Source organism: Bradyrhizobium sp. CCGUVB14 (assembly GCF_024199935.1).
In the GTDB taxonomy this organism is placed as follows: Bacteria; Pseudomonadota; Alphaproteobacteria; order Rhizobiales; family Xanthobacteraceae; genus Bradyrhizobium.
In genome coordinates, this window is the sequence record NZ_JANADS010000001.1 from 4138497 (window position 1) to 4152242 (window position 13746).

Here is a 13746-nt window from a genome sequence, read left to right on the forward strand (position 1 = left end):
ATGAGTGCGGAAGCGGCGTCAGGCGATGGCCTTGACCGCGTTGGAGTAGATGCTGGCGGGACGTGCGAGGCCGTAATGCTCCCGCAGCGTTGTTCCGGTGTAGTCCTCGCGGATTAGGCCGCGCTTGCGCAGGATCGGAACGACCTGCTCGGCAAAGACGTCGAAGCCGCCGGGCAGCCAGGGCGGCATCACGTTGAAGCCGTCCGCCGCGCCGCCCTCGAACCAGGTCTGGATGTTGTCGGCGATCTTTTCCGGCGTGCCGGCAATGACCCAATGTCCACGCGCGCCGGCAAGCCGCTGTACCAGCTGGCGAATGGTCGGCTTCTCGCGATCGACGATGTCGACCACGAGCTTGAAGCGGCTGGCAACGCCGCGCGCGCTCGCGGTGTCGATGAGATGGCGCGGGACGGGACCATCGAGATCGTAGCCGGTGAGATCGAGGCCGATCATCTGGCGCAATTGCGTCAGGGAATATTCGGGCTGGATCAGCGCGTTGAATTCGTCCTGGAGGCGGTCCGCCTCGGCTTGCGTGCTGCCGATGAAGGGACTGATACCGGGCAGGATCTTGATCTCGTCGGGGCCTCGGTCGAAGGCGCGGGCCTGGCGCTTGATGTCAGCAAAGAACGCCTTCGCTGAATCCAGGGTTTGATGCGCGGTGAAGATCGCCTCCGCGTATCGGGCGGCGAAGGCGCGGCCGTCGTCGGAGGCGCCGGCCTGCACATAGACCGGCCGGCCCTGTGGCACGCGCGAGATGTTGAGAGGGCCACGTACGCGAAAATGCTTGCCGACATGATCGAGCGTGTGGATCTTGCTGGTATCGGCGAAGATGCCGGAGCCGGGATCGTTGACGAGCGCGTCATCCTCCCAGCTGTCCCAGAGCCGTGAGATCACGTCGAGATATTCGTGGGCACGCTCGTAGCGCTCGTGGTGCGGCGGATGTTCGGGCAACCCAAAATTCTGCGCGGCCTGGGGCGCGCTGGTGGTGACGATGTTCCAGCCGGCGCGGCCGCGGCTGAGATGGTCGAGCGATGCGAACAGGCGCGCCAGATTGTAGGGCTCTGTGTAGGTGGTGGATGCCGTCGCGATCAGGCCGATGCGTTTCGTCACGGCCGCGATGGCCGCGAGCCAGGTGATCGGCTCGAAGCGAAAGCGCTGGGCGTAGCGGACGTTGTCGGCGAGTGCCGGGCCATCGGCGAAGAAGATGGCGTCGAACTTGCTCGCCTCGGCGCGCTGCGCCAATTCCTGATAATAGGCGATGTCGAGAATGCGGTCCGGCTCAGAGCCCCTGTAGCGCCATGCGGCCTCGTGGTGGCCGCCGGGATAGATGAAGAGATTGAGAACAAGCTGCCGTTGATTGCTCATATCGAAACGCCCCGAGTTCGGCCTGCGCAAAATCTATGTCGCCGATCGCGTCATTGTCGATGGAATGGATTTGCGTTGTTGAGTGCGATGCGAGCATGAAGTTGCGGGAAAGCCGGCGAACGGAGATGGTGCGTGATGCGCCCGCCGATCTATTCGAGATGTGTATGTTCAGGACTAGCATCGCGGTGGTCGCGATGCCGTGTCCTCAGGCGAGAGTGGGTCGGCGTTTCGCCGCTGATGTTTTCGCGAATGCAACTATTCCCCGCGCCGTTCAATCTTTGGAAGCCATTTCCGAAAGCGCTGAGTTAGCATCCTCTGACTGAGTACGACGCTGCATTGATGCAGCCACTACGGAAAGATCCCGCCAGACGCGATCGCCGCCAGAGCAGACGGCGAGCGCGCAAGAGGATCGATCACCATCATCACCTGTTCTCACTCCGCCATTGCATCAGCGATCGGCGAACGGCGGAGCTTTGTCCAAATGGATCGCGGTCTCGGGGAAGATGACATGACTGACGGAATCACCATCGACAACGTCATTCCGCGCGCGGATATCGTCAAACGGTCGGCGCGGATCGGCGCAGAGATCAGGAATATCAGGCTCTCGGGCGATCTGCCGGACCAGACGATCTCCGCGATCAATCGGGTGCTGCTCGAGCACAAGGTCATCTTCCTTCGCGACCAGAACCATCTCGACGACGCCGAGCAGGAGCGCTTCGCCGTTCGTCTCGGCAAGCTGGTGCCGCATCCGACCGTCGGTGCGACGAAGGGAACGGCGTCGATCCTGGAGCTTGATTCCGGCCGGGGTGGCGGCCGGGCCGACCAGTGGCATACCGACGTCACCTTCGTCGACGCCTATCCAAAGATCTCGGTTCTGCGCGGCGTCGTGATCCCCGAGTTCGGCGGCGATACGATCTGGTCGAACACGGCTGCGTCCTATCTCGATCTGCCGGCTCCGCTTCGCAAGCTCGCGGATGAGCTGTGGGCGGTGCACAGCAATGCCTACGATTATGCGGTCAAGACCCGCGCGAGCGAAGCCGATCGCAAGCAGTTCGAGGAGGTCTTCACGGCGACCGTCTACGAGACCGAGCATCCCGTCGTTCGCGTCCATCCCGAAACCGGCGAACGGACGCTGGTTCTCGGCAACTTCGTCCAGCGCTTCGTCGGCCTGTCGAAATATGACAGCCAGAAATTGTTCGACCTGTTCCAGTCGCACATCACCGCACCCGAGAACACCGTGCGGTGGAACTGGCGGCAAGGCGACGTGGTGATCTGGGACAATCGGGCGACCCAGCACTACGCCGTGAACGACTACGGCGACCAGCATCGCGTGGTCCGGCGCGCCACCATCGATGGCGAGGTACCCGTCAGCATCGACGGCCGCAGCAGCGTGACCCGCGTCAAGGCGGCGAAGCCGCAGGCGAAGGCGGCCTGAGCAGAGCAAGGGAGCGAAGACAATGAAGATCACGATCTCTGCGTTACGTCGTTTGGTTGCCGGCCTGCGGGAAAGAAGCCGGCAGCTCGGTTTGGCCGGCCTCGGCTTGACCGCTCTCGTCGGCAGCGCCGTGGCCGAGCCACAGCTCGAAAAGTCCGAAATCTGTTACCAGGGCTGGGCCGGGCAGGTGACCTTTGTCGAACTGGCCGACGATCTCGGCTATCTCGCCCCGCTCAAGCTGAAATGGGTCGGCAACACCATCAGCGGTCCGCAGGACATCCAGACCGTCGTCACCGGCGACATCGACATCGGCGGCGCCTTCTATGGCGCGATCATCAAGCTGATCGCCGCCAAGGCGCCGATCAAGGCGGTGGTCGGCTATTACGGCTCGGACGACAACACATACAACGGCTACTACGTGAAGGAGGATAGTCCGATCAAGAGCGCGCGCGACCTGATCGGCAAGAAGGTCGCGGTCAACACGCTGGGCGCGCATCTGGAGTTCGTGCTGCGCGAATACCTCGCCCGCAACGGCTTGACGCCGGCCGAAGCCAAGCAGGTGACGCTGGTTGCGATCCCGCCGGTCACCGGCGAGCAGGCGCTGCGGCAGGGGCAGGTCGAGGTCACCACGCTCAGCGGCATCCTACGTGACAAGGCGCTGGAACGCGGCGGCCTCCGCAGGCTGTTTGCGGACTCGGACATCTTCGGAAACTTCACGGGCGGGTCCTATGTGCTGCGGGACAAGTTCATCAAGGACAACCCCAACACCTCCCACAAGCTGATCGAAGGGGTGTCCCGTGCCATCGCCTGGGCGCAGACGACGCCGCCGGAAGAGGTTCGCGCCCGGTTCGAACGCATCATCGCGGAACGCAAGCGCAACGAGGACGCCACGCCGATCAAGTACTGGAAGAGCACGGGCGTCGCGACCAAGGGCGGCGTGATCGGCGATGGCGAGCTCCAGGTCTGGATCGACTGGCTGGTCAAGGACGGGTTGCTGAAGCCGGATCAGCTCAAGCCGTCGGACATCTACACCAACGAGTTCAACTACTTCCGTCCCGGCAAGACCGCGGAGGCCAAATGACCACCGCCAAGATCAGATTCGAGCATGTGCGGAAGGAATTTCTGGTTCGCGGCAAGGACGGTGGGCCGGCGCAGAGCTTCACCGCGCTTGACGACATCACGCTCGATGTTCGGGCCGGCGAGTTTCTGGCGCTGGTTGGGCCGAGTGGCTGCGGCAAGTCGACCTTGCTCGATTTGCTCGGTGGACTGACGCTGCCCAGCAGCGGGCGCATCCTGCTCGACGGCAACGCCATCGAGGGGCCGGCACGCGATCGCGGCATCGTGTTCCAGCAATACGCGCTGTTTCCCTGGCGGACAGCTGCGCAGAACGTCGAGTTTGGGCTCGACATCGCCGGCCTGAGAGCCAGGGAGCGGCGTGAGCGAGCGCTGCACTACCTCGATCTGGTCGGGCTGTCTGGTTTTGCCGACCGCTATCCGCACGAGCTCTCCGGCGGCATGAAGCAACGCGTCGCGATCGCGCGAAGCCTCGCCTACGATCCGGAGGTGCTGCTGATGGACGAGCCGTTCGCGGCGCTCGACGCCCAGACGCGCGAAACGCTGCAAGGCGAGCTGTTGCGGATCTGGCGCAGCACCGGGAAGACCATCCTGTTCATCACCCACGGCATCGACGAAGCCGTCGTGCTCGGCCAACGCGTGGCGGTGATGACCTCGCGTCCGGGCCGCATCAAGCAGATCGTCGATATTCCCGCAGGGTTGCACAGCGAGACCGGGGACGTCCGCTCGCTGCCGGAGTTCGGCCATGTCAGGCACGAGGTGTGGTCCTTGCTGCGCGACGAAGTGTTGAAGGCGCAAGGCGCCCAGGTCCGCGCGCCGGAAGACGCGCGCGTGGCAAAGGCGAAGGAGTTGGCCCATGTCTAATCTGGAGATACTGACGCTGCTGGAGCTCGCGGAGGGGAGCCCGAAAGACCGGGCGGCGCGACGGGCCGGCGCGGTCGCCGCGGCGACGGGCGGCCTGGTGCGATGGTTCGGCGTCATAGGGCAGCGGTCTTTGCTGGTCGTGCTGTTTCTGGCGATCTGGGAGGTCGTGCCGCGGTTGGGACTGGTGGATGTGACATTCCTGCCGCCGTTCTCGGAGGTGATTGCGGCGGGCTGGCAGCTTGCTCAATCGGGAGAGCTCTACGACGATGTCGCCGCAAGCCTGTTTCGGGCGCTTGGCGGCTTCGTGATCGCAGTCGCCCTGGTGGTGCCGCTCGGCTTGGTCACCGGATGGTATGCCCGGCTCGGTGACGTCTTGAACCAGATCATCGAGATCGCGCGCAATACGGCGCCGCTGGCGTTGTTGCCGGTTTTCATCCTGCTGCTTGGGATCGGCGAGCTGTCGAAGGTGACCATGGTGATCTACAGCTGCGCCTGGCCGCTGCTGCTGAACACGATCGCTGCGGTTCGCCAGGTCGATCCGCTTCTGGTCAAATCGGCGCGGACGATGGGGGCGACGCCGAGTCAGCTATTCCGGAAAGTGATCCTGCCGGCGTCGCTGCCGACGATCTTTGTCGGCATACGCCTGGCGAGCGCCTCGGCCATGCTGGTGCTGGTGGCCTCCGAGATGGTCGGCGCGAAGTCCGGGCTCGGTTATCTCATCATCAACAGCCAGTACAGCTTCCTGATCCCGCAGATGTATTTCGGCATCCTCGCCATCACCATGATCGGCCTCGCTCTCAACGCGATCCTCGAGGCGCTGGAGCGCCGCCTGATGCGCTGGAAGGCGCCGGCAACTTAGCCCTGCTTGTTGCGGGCGGTGGCCTGCGTCACGATGCTGTTCGGCGGCACGTCCTGGGTCACCCAGACATTGCCGCCGATGGTCGAGCCCCGGCCGATCGTGATCCGGCCGAGGATCGTGGCGCCGGCATAGATCACGACGTCATCATCCACGATCGGATGCCGGGCGTCGCCCTTGATCAGATTGCCGTCGTCGTCGGTCGGGAAATGACGGGCGCCGAGCGTCACGGCCTGGTAGATGCGGACATTGTCCCCGATGATCGCGGTCTCGCCGATCACCACGCCGGTGCCGTGATCGATGAAAAAGCCGGAGCCGATCCGCGCGCCCGGATGAATGTCGATGCCGGTTCGGGTATGGGCGATCTCGGCCACCAGCCGCGCAATCAGCCGCGCGCCGAGCTGGTGGAGGATGTGCGCCAGGCGGTGATGGATGATCGCGGTCATGCCGGGATAGCCGATCAGGATCTCCGGAAAGTTCCGCGCGGCGGGGTCGCCGACGAAGGCGGCGCGGAGATCGCTGATGATCAGGCCGCGCACGTCCGCAAGCTCAGAGGCGAATTTGCGCGTCAGCTCGATCGCGTCGTCGCGCCGGAAGCCGGCCGTGAGCTCGTCGCCGATGAAGAGCGCGGCGCGGTGAACCTGGTCGCACAGGCTGTCGAGCGCGATACTGAGACGGTTACCGACGAAATAGTCGATATTCTCCCCGTCGAGATCGAACTGGCCGTAATGGCGTGGAAACAGCGCCTCGGTCAGGCCGTCCAGGATCGCCTGAAGCGCTTCACGCGACGGCGCGCGGCGAGCTTCGCCATCCCGGCGGATGCTGTGGGTCTCCTCGCGAGAAACGCGGAGTGCGGCGACGAGCTGCTCGAGCTGCCAGCGCTTCTGGGGCGGCCTGTCGAGACCCTTGTCGTCGGACGGTTCGTGAGGGAGTTCGTGCTTCATGCGGTCTCATCTGACATGTGCCAGCGGAATGCTGATCTCGGCGAGCAAATCGAGGTCGAAATCGTGTTTGATCTCGATGTACTGCCCGTTCCAGTATACCAGCCCCGACAGCTCGCGCGAGAGGTCGAAGCTCAGGAGGCTGCCGACGATGATTCCGTGAGAATAGCGCTCGATGATCTCCTCGACCTGGCATTCGACGGTCGCCAACGAGTGTCCGAGCAGCGGCACGCCCGAGGTGCCGGCAGACCAGGGCACGCCCTCGAAGCGCTGGGGCCCCTTCAGGCGGCTGTCGCTGAAGCGGTCCGCCAGCTCCTGCTGGTCGGAGCCGAGAATGTTGATGCCGAACGTGCCGAAGCGCTGGATCAGCGCAAAGGACGACGCCTGTCGGTTGACGCTGACCAGCACCCGGGGTGGGCTTGCGCTGAGCGACGTCAGGGACGTCACGGTCATCCCCGTGATGTCGTCGTCGCGGCCGGCCGTGATGATGCTGACGCCGCCGGCGAGGCGGCGCATCACGGCGCGGAACTGATGTTCGATCTCGTTGCCGTCGGTGACGAGATGGATGTCCGATCTTCCCATGTCCTGACCTCCTTGTGTCGGACGCGAGGGCGTTGTCCTGTCTAGAAGAAGCCCTTCGCCGGCAGCGGTGTGCCGCTGATCTCGTATTGGCCGATCGAGCGCGCCTTGTAAGTGGTTGGATTGTGCGAGGACAGCGTTCGCGCGTTGCGCCAGTGGCGGTCGAAATTGGTGACCTTCTTGGTCGCGGAAGCGCCGCCGACGTCGAACAGCAGGCTGCCGCCGCGGATGGCGAAATCGTCCGCGATGATCTTGGCCTTGGCCGAGAGCAGGGCGGCGGTGTGGGCCGCTTCCGCCGCATTGGCGGCACCGGCGTCGAACGCGTCAGTCGCGACGTCGAGTGCTTCGGCGGCGGCCAGCACCACGGCTTCGGCCGCGAAGGCGCCGCTGGCGATCTGGCCGACGGTCTGTTGAAGCAGGGGATCGTCGGTCGGGATCTCGGTCGGCGCGTAGTAGAAGGTGCGCTTGCGGGAATGGATGAGGGCCGTGGCGTCGCGCAGGGTCGCTCGCGCGATGCCGGCAACGACCGCAGTCAGGAACAGCTGGGCGAACGTGTTGGAGTAGGGCACGCCATAGCCGGAGTCGGGCTCGTCGAAGACCACTTCCTCGCGCCTGACTTTCACATTGTGGAAGTGGGTCGTGCCGGTCGCGGTGAGCCGCTGCCCGAGCCCGTCCCAATCGTCGACCAGCTCGATGCCCTCGCGCTTGATCGGGACGATCGTTGCGCCGGTCGCCCCCGATGGATCGGCCGCGCGGACCAGGACGTAATCCGAGTACAGCGTGCCGGTGCTGTAATATTTGGTGCCGTTCAGCAGGTAGTCGCCGCTGCCATCGGGTGTAAAGGTCGTGCCCGGCGTCACGTTGCCGACGCGGGGGCTTTCGAGTTCGGTCGTGGCAAGCCCGATGATCGCGCCTTCCGCGACCGCCCTCTGCCAGTCACGGCTCTGCTCATCCTTGGGCGTGCGCACCAGCCGCTCGACCACGCTGAAATGATTGCGCAGGATATGCGCGACATTGGCATCGGCCTCGCCGAGGCGGATGACGAAGGCGAAGAGATCGCGGATCGTGCTGCCGGCGCCGCCGGCATTCACGGGAAGCCGCAATGCGCCGAGACGGGCGCGGCGGATGAGGTCGATCACCTCGAAGGGCAGCGCGCGATCGCGTTCGCGTACGCTCGCGCCCTCTGCGATCTGGTTGAGCAGCGCCTCCAGTTCCGGCGAGCCGGTCTTGAGCGGCTCTGACGCGTTCAGGGAGGGGGCGGATACGGATTTGTTCATTGTCCTGGCCTGTTGAAGTGGTCTCAGAGCTGCGCGAGGTGATCGGTCACCTTGACCGGTTCGGGCAGAACCTTGCGGGCGACGAGCCAGTCGGCGGCCTTTTGCAGCTCGCCGACGAACTGCTCATCATTGACGGCGAAGTAGCGGTACTGGCGCTTGAGCGCGATGAATTGGTCGCGGACGGCGTCGCTGTATTTGCCGATCTTCTGCGCGATGTATTCGGCCTCCCTGGCATTCTCGGAGATCCATTTGCCTTCGGCACGAAACGCGGCGTTGACGGCGCGCACCAGCGCGGGATTGTCGGTCGCGAATTTGCGGGTGGTGAGATAGGACGTGTAATCGATCTGGAAATCGAGATCGCGTCCTTCCAGAAAAAGGTCGTGCGCCTTGTATTCGAGCCGGGCGATATCGACGCCGGGACTCCACATCGACCAGGCGTCCACCTTGCCGGAAGCAAGTGCGGGTGCCGCGTCCGGCGGATTGAGATAAACGAACTTCACCGCGGAGCGGTCGACCTTGTGCTTCTCGAGTGCTGCGACCAGTAGGAACTCGCCGAGGCCGGAGCGGTTCACCGCGACCGATTTGCCGACGAGGTCCTCGATCTTGTCGATGCCGGAGCCGTCCTTGGCGATGATCGCCGTGGTGCGTGGTTCGTAGACGACGAACTGCGTGAATACCAGCGGAGAGCCGGCGATGATCGCGGCCAGTGCCGGCGTGGTGCTGCCGCCAAAACTGAAGTCGGCGCTGCCGCCGGTCACCGCCTGCAAGGTTGGCGCATGGTTCGGGAACGGGCCAAGCCACTCGACCTTGATACCATCCTTGGCCAGGACCTTCTCGAATTCACCGCGCTCCTTGGCGATCACGTTGAGGCCGCCGAGACCCCAGGTGATGCGCACGGTGTCCGTGGTACGACCGGGGGCGGCATGGGCGAAATCGCCGATGGTCATGCCGGCAAGCGCGCCGACGCCGAAGGCTGCCGTGCCAAGGAAGCTGCGCCGGGACGGTTTGGCGATCGAGGAGCGAGACATAGGAGCCTTCCGGTAACCTAGTTGGTGGAATGAGAGTTCACGCCAAGCTCGCCGAGGAGCTCCGCGCGGGAAATCGTCGTCGATGCGTCGCGCACGGCGCGGTGCTCGAACGCAATGGCACCGTTCCGCATCACCAGGATGCGGTCGGCCAGCGCGATGGCCTCGTCGACATCGTGGGTGACCAGCAGAACGCCCGGCTGATGATTGGCGACGAGCTCGCGAACGAGCTGATGCATGCGGATGCGGCTAAGCGCATCCAGCGCGGCAAAGGGCTCGTCGAGCAACAGGAGCTCGGGTTGCTGGACCAGGGCGCGGGCAAGTGCCACACGCTGGGCCTGTCCGCCGGACAGGTTGCGCGGCCAGTCATCGAGCCGGTCGCCGAGGCCGACCTCGGTCAGCGCTTCGGCGGCGCGTTCGCGTGCATGCTGCAGCCGCAAGCCGAGCGAGACGTTGCGCCAGAGGCTGTCCCACGGCAGCAGCCGATGCTCCTGGAACACGACGGCCGGCCGGCGCGGTGCCACGATGCGCCCGGCCTGAATCGAATCGAGGCCGGCGAGCGCGCGCAGCAACGTGGTCTTGCCGCATCCGCTTTCGCCGAGCAGGGCGACGAATTCGCCGCGTTCGATCCGCAGGTTCAGCCTGTCGATGACCACGCGGCTGCCGTAGCTGCGCACGAGGTTGCTGACGACGACCGCCGGACCGGATTCGAAAGAGGTGCGCGATCGCGGCGCGACATGAATGTTCATCGCTGTGCTCCGTAATTCGGATGCCAGGCGAGCAGGCGGCGTTCGAGGAAGCGTGCGATGGCGTCGGCCGCGACGCCGATCAGTGCATAGATCACGATCGTCAGCACGATCACGTCGGTGCGCAGGAATTCACGCGCGTCCATGGCGAGAAAGCCGATGCCCGATTGCGCGCCGATGGTTTCAGCCACGACCAGCGCGAGCCACGCCGTCGCCAGCGCATAGCGGATGCCGGTCAGGATCGACGGCAGCGCACCGGGCAGGATGATCCGGCGGATCAGCTCGATCGAGCTCAGGCCCTGGACGCGGCCGAGCTCGAGCAGCTTCGGATCGACCTGGCGGATGCCGAGCACGGTGTTGATGTAGATCGGGAAGGTGACGCCGAGCGCGACCAGGAAGATCTTTTGCGTCTCGCCGACGCCGAGCCAGACGATGACGAGCGGCAGGACAGCCAGAAACGGCACGGCGCGGATCATCTGCACGCTGCGGTCGATCGCAGCCTCCGCGATCTTCGAGAAGCCGACAAGCGTGCCAAGTGCGGCGCCTACGACCGATCCGATCGCGAATCCCGCCGCCGCGCGCAACAGGCTGACGCCGAGATCGTTCAACAGGGTTCCGGTGGTCGCCAGCTTGAACGCGGTCCGGATCACCTTGCTTGGCGCGGGAAGTACTTGGGGCGAGAGCCATCCGGCCTGCGCCAGCCATTCCCAGACGATAACCAGCACCGCGGGTGCGAGCCACGAGAGGAGCTGGTGACCACGCGGGCCAAGCTTGATTCTGATCGAGGTCGGAGCGCGTGTGCCATCGCCTGTCTGTGACGTCGATTTGTCGTCGAGCGTCGCGCGGTCGATGTCGCTCAGTTCGATATTGCTCAAGACCCGAGACCTCGTTTCACGCACTGCAATCGACGCAGCAGGTGCGACGCCGGTGACTTGCCGTCGCCGCAAAATGTCCCATGAAATCGAGCCGACAGAAATAGAGCGGTATTTCAATTGTCGTTCGGTCCGGAGTGATCCGCTGTCGTCGCAGCGCGCATGCGCGACAAAGAAAATCTTTTGATGTCTCGTCTGCTTGATCTTGCGCCAGGCATTGGCGAGAACGCCTCAGGTCCAAGGGATTCACGGGAGAGCACGATGACGACCGCACCTCTTCGCTTCGGCATCTGGGCGCTGGTGCACGGGCCGCGTGCCGCGCATCAGGACCCGGAAGAGCCCTACGATGCATCCTGGGAGCGCAACCGGGATCTCATCCTGGCGGCCGAGGAGCTTGGCTACGATTCCACGCTGATCGCGCAGCACACGATTAACCCGCATCAGGAGGATCTCGATCAGCTCGAAGCGTGGAGCGCTGCAGCTGCAATCGCGGCGCTGACCACGCGCATCGAGATCATCGCTGCGATCAAGCCGTATCTCTATCATCCCGTGGTGCTGGCAAAGCTCGCGCTCGGGATCGAGAACATCAGCCGCGGCCGGTTTGCGATCAATCTGGTCAATGCCTGGAACCGTCCGGAGCTGGAAAAGGCAGGGATCGGCTTTCCGGAGCATGATGCGCGTTATGCCTACGGCAAGGAATGGATATCCGTGGTGTCCCGCCTGATGGAGGGTGAACGCCTCAATTTCGGCGGCGATCACTTCAGCGTCTCAGACTATGCACTGCGGCCGACCAGCCTCTACCGCAATCGCCCCCTCATCTATGTCGGCGGAGAATCCGGGCCCGCGCGTGATCTCGTCGCCGGCCAAGGCGACGTCTGGTTCATCAACGGTCAGCCGCTCGACGATGTCGCCGGCCTGATCGCGGATGTCGCGGCCCGTCCACGCGGTTCGGCGCCCGCATTGCGCTTCGGTCTGTCTGCCTTTGTCGTCGCGCGCGAGACCCGCGAGCAGGCGCAGGCCGCCTATGAGCGGCTGCTGAGCCTGGCGGCAAAGGATGCGCCGATGAAAGCCATCCAGAAGCAGAACACCGATCCGAAGGTCGTGATGATGCAGACGATGCAGAAGACGCCGCGCGTCGGTAGCAATGGCGGGACGGCCGCGGGGCTCGTCGGCAGCTACGCCGAGGTTGCGGAGCGCATCGAGGCTTTCCATGCCGCCGGCATCGAGCTGTTCATGCTGCAATTCCAGCCGTTCGAGGCCGAGATGCGGCGCTTTGCGCACGAGGTCATCCCCCGTGTGCGCGCCCGGCAATCGACCGGGCCTTCCGGGAAGCTGGCCCAGTCGCTCGGGTGAATCAGGCTGACGCGACCGCCGGCGCTCGCTTCGCGAAGCGGCTCGCGGGCCGCGGCAGACCAAGATGCTCGCGCAGCGTCGTGCCGGTGTATTCGGTCCGGAACAATCCGCGCTCTTGCAGGATGGGTACGACGCTATCGACGAAGGTCTCCAGCCCCGTGGGCAGAACGTCCGGCATCAGATTAAAACCGTCGGCGGCGCCGGCCCTGAACCAGGCCTCGATGTCGTCGGCGATCTGCTCCGGCGTGCCGACGATGATGCGATGGCCGACGCCGCCGCCGAGCGCACGGATCAATTGACGGACGGTGAGGTTGCCGCGCCGCGCGAGGTTCACCGTACCCTGGAACATGGTGTGATTGGCGTTGACAGGTAAGGGCAGAGGGTCGGGCAGGGGCTTGTCGAGCTCGAGCAGGGCGGGATCGATCTGAAGCGTGCCGGCAAGACGCGCCAGGCTGTATTCGACCGGCACCAGCTCCCAGAGTTCGTCCTGCCGCCGCTTCGCCTCGGCCTCGGTGCTGCCGATGACGGTCGCAAGTCCCGGCAGAGTGACGATGGAATCGCCGGGGCGCCCGTAAGCCGCGGCCCGCGTGCGCAGATCGCGTGCGTACGCGACGCCTTCCTCAATGCTCTGGGCGAGCGTGAACACTGCTTCTGCATAGGCCGCCGCGAAATCGCGGCCGTCACTGGAGCCGCCCGCCTGCACCGTGACTGGTCGTCCCTGCGGCGAGCGTGGCACGTTCAGGGGGCCGGCGACCGAATAATGCGGGCCGCGATGAGCGATCGGATGCACTTTCGAAACATCCACGAACCTGGCGCTCGCCTTGTCGCCGACGAAGGCGTCGTCCTCCCAGCTGTCGAACAGGGCGTGGACGACATCGGTGAATTCCTTGGCGCGCTCGTAGCGAGCCTTGTGCTCCAGGGCACCGGTGAGGCCGAAATTGCGGCTTGAGGCGGCATCCGCCGTCGTCACCGCATTCCATCCTGAGCGGCCGCCACTGGCGTGGTCGAGCGTCACGAAGCGGCGCGCAATGTTGTAGGGCTCATTATAGGTCGTGGACACCGTCCCGATCAGTCCCACGTGCGTTGTCGCGGCGGCGACCGTTGCCAGAATGATGGTCGGCTCCAGCGATGTAAACGATCGGTAGTCGATGCGATCGTTTACGGCCGGCGAGTCCGCGAGAAAGATGGCGTCAAACTTCCCGCGCTCGGCAATCTGCGCCACCCGCACATAATGACCGAGATCGAAGAAGGCGCGCGGGTCGCTGTCCGGCAGGCGCCAGGCCGATGGGTAGACGCCGGAGTGAAGCAGATTGACGTTCAGGTGCAGTTGGCGTTGCGGCATGAATTTTCCGAAAGTCGGCA

The 13746-nt window shown here is 64.6% G+C and carries 13 protein-coding genes; 5 read left to right on the top strand and 8 right to left on the bottom strand.

Translation table 11 applies throughout. The features are described from left to right. Positions 1–18 precede the first annotated feature (18 nt). On the bottom strand, positions 19–1362 hold the full coding sequence (locus NLM32_RS19035; RefSeq protein WP_254130448.1) for an LLM class flavin-dependent oxidoreductase: 1344 nt from the start codon (positions 1360–1362) through the stop codon (positions 19–21). Between the two features lie 508 nt (positions 1363–1870). On the opposite strand from NLM32_RS19035, the gene NLM32_RS19040 reads away from it, so the two are divergent. Genes NLM32_RS19040 through NLM32_RS19055 form a run of 4 tightly spaced genes read left to right on the top strand, consistent with a single transcriptional unit; the run spans position 1871 to position 5594 of the window. Next, positions 1871–2797: a TauD/TfdA family dioxygenase gene (locus tag NLM32_RS19040; RefSeq protein WP_254130449.1), complete on the top strand. Its 927-nt coding sequence runs from the start codon at positions 1871–1873 to the stop codon at positions 2795–2797. A gap of 22 nt (positions 2798–2819) precedes the next feature. After that, positions 2820–3878, top strand: a complete 1059-nt coding sequence (locus tag NLM32_RS19045; protein WP_254130450.1) for an ABC transporter substrate-binding protein — start codon at positions 2820–2822, stop codon at positions 3876–3878. Beyond that, entirely contained in the window at positions 3875–4735 is an 861-nt protein-coding gene (locus NLM32_RS19050; RefSeq protein ID WP_254130451.1) for an ABC transporter ATP-binding protein, read from the top strand. Before NLM32_RS19045 ends, NLM32_RS19050 begins: the two co-directional genes overlap by 4 nt. Further along, complete coding sequence (locus tag NLM32_RS19055) at positions 4728–5594, top strand: ABC transporter permease (RefSeq protein ID WP_254130452.1); 867 nt, start codon at positions 4728–4730, stop codon at positions 5592–5594. Before NLM32_RS19050 ends, NLM32_RS19055 begins: the two co-directional genes overlap by 8 nt. Here the strand turns inward: NLM32_RS19055 and epsC are convergent. The 6 genes from epsC to NLM32_RS19085 are packed head-to-tail and all read right to left on the bottom strand — an operon-like array spanning position 5591 to position 10935. Further along, complete coding sequence (epsC, locus tag NLM32_RS19060; protein WP_254130453.1) at positions 5591–6535, bottom strand: serine O-acetyltransferase EpsC; 945 nt, start codon at positions 6533–6535, stop codon at positions 5591–5593. The two genes, NLM32_RS19055 and epsC, sit on opposite strands and share 4 nt — an antisense overlap. A 6-nt stretch (positions 6536–6541) precedes the next feature. Beyond that, complete coding sequence (locus NLM32_RS19065) at positions 6542–7114, bottom strand: flavin reductase family protein (RefSeq protein ID WP_254130454.1); 573 nt, start codon at positions 7112–7114, stop codon at positions 6542–6544. A 41-nt stretch (positions 7115–7155) separates the two neighbouring features. Continuing rightward, positions 7156–8388 (bottom strand): acyl-CoA dehydrogenase, encoded by a 1233-nt coding sequence (locus NLM32_RS19070; protein ID WP_254130455.1) that lies wholly within the window; start codon positions 8386–8388, stop codon positions 7156–7158. Positions 8389–8411: 23 nt separating this feature from the next. Continuing rightward, positions 8412–9416 (bottom strand): NrtA/SsuA/CpmA family ABC transporter substrate-binding protein, encoded by a 1005-nt coding sequence (locus NLM32_RS19075; protein WP_254130456.1) that lies wholly within the window; start codon positions 9414–9416, stop codon positions 8412–8414. 17 nt (positions 9417–9433) lie between these two features. Further along, complete coding sequence (locus NLM32_RS19080) at positions 9434–10162, bottom strand: ABC transporter ATP-binding protein (protein ID WP_254130457.1); 729 nt, start codon at positions 10160–10162, stop codon at positions 9434–9436. Next, positions 10159–10935: an ABC transporter permease subunit gene (locus NLM32_RS19085; RefSeq protein ID WP_254135356.1), complete on the bottom strand. Its 777-nt coding sequence runs from the start codon at positions 10933–10935 to the stop codon at positions 10159–10161. Before NLM32_RS19085 ends, NLM32_RS19080 begins: the two co-directional genes overlap by 4 nt. Positions 10936–11292: 357 nt before the next feature. On the opposite strand from NLM32_RS19085, the gene NLM32_RS19090 reads away from it, so the two are divergent. Beyond that, complete coding sequence (locus NLM32_RS19090) at positions 11293–12384, top strand: LLM class flavin-dependent oxidoreductase (protein WP_254130458.1); 1092 nt, start codon at positions 11293–11295, stop codon at positions 12382–12384. A 1-nt stretch (position 12385) separates the two neighbouring features. Here NLM32_RS19090 and NLM32_RS19095 read toward each other — a convergent pair whose 3' ends face one another. Beyond that, positions 12386–13726, bottom strand: a complete 1341-nt coding sequence (locus NLM32_RS19095; RefSeq protein WP_254130459.1) for an LLM class flavin-dependent oxidoreductase — start codon at positions 13724–13726, stop codon at positions 12386–12388. Positions 13727–13746: the final 20 nt, after the last annotated feature.

Excerpts from the sequence above, each read along its gene's own strand:
- NLM32_RS19050 (WP_254130451.1), top strand. The coding sequence starts at position 3,875 with ATGACCACCGCCAAGATCAGATTCGAGCATGTGCGGAAGGAATTTCTG.
- NLM32_RS19065 (WP_254130454.1), bottom strand. The coding sequence starts at position 7,114 with ATGGGAAGATCGGACATCCATCTCGTCACCGACGGCAACGAGATCGAA.
- NLM32_RS19045 (WP_254130450.1), top strand. The coding sequence starts at position 2,820 with ATGAAGATCACGATCTCTGCGTTACGTCGTTTGGTTGCCGGCCTGCGG.
- epsC (WP_254130453.1), bottom strand. The coding sequence starts at position 6,535 with ATGAAGCACGAACTCCCTCACGAACCGTCCGACGACAAGGGTCTCGAC.
- NLM32_RS19040 (WP_254130449.1), top strand. The coding sequence starts at position 1,871 with ATGACTGACGGAATCACCATCGACAACGTCATTCCGCGCGCGGATATC.
- NLM32_RS19035 (WP_254130448.1), bottom strand. The coding sequence starts at position 1,362 with ATGAGCAATCAACGGCAGCTTGTTCTCAATCTCTTCATCTATCCCGGC.
- NLM32_RS19055 (WP_254130452.1), top strand. The coding sequence starts at position 4,728 with ATGTCTAATCTGGAGATACTGACGCTGCTGGAGCTCGCGGAGGGGAGC.
- NLM32_RS19090 (WP_254130458.1), top strand. The coding sequence starts at position 11,293 with ATGACGACCGCACCTCTTCGCTTCGGCATCTGGGCGCTGGTGCACGGG.
- NLM32_RS19070 (WP_254130455.1), bottom strand. The coding sequence starts at position 8,388 with ATGAACAAATCCGTATCCGCCCCCTCCCTGAACGCGTCAGAGCCGCTC.
- NLM32_RS19095 (WP_254130459.1), bottom strand. The coding sequence starts at position 13,726 with ATGCCGCAACGCCAACTGCACCTGAACGTCAATCTGCTTCACTCCGGC.
- NLM32_RS19075 (WP_254130456.1), bottom strand. The coding sequence starts at position 9,416 with ATGTCTCGCTCCTCGATCGCCAAACCGTCCCGGCGCAGCTTCCTTGGC.
- NLM32_RS19080 (WP_254130457.1), bottom strand. The coding sequence starts at position 10,162 with ATGAACATTCATGTCGCGCCGCGATCGCGCACCTCTTTCGAATCCGGT.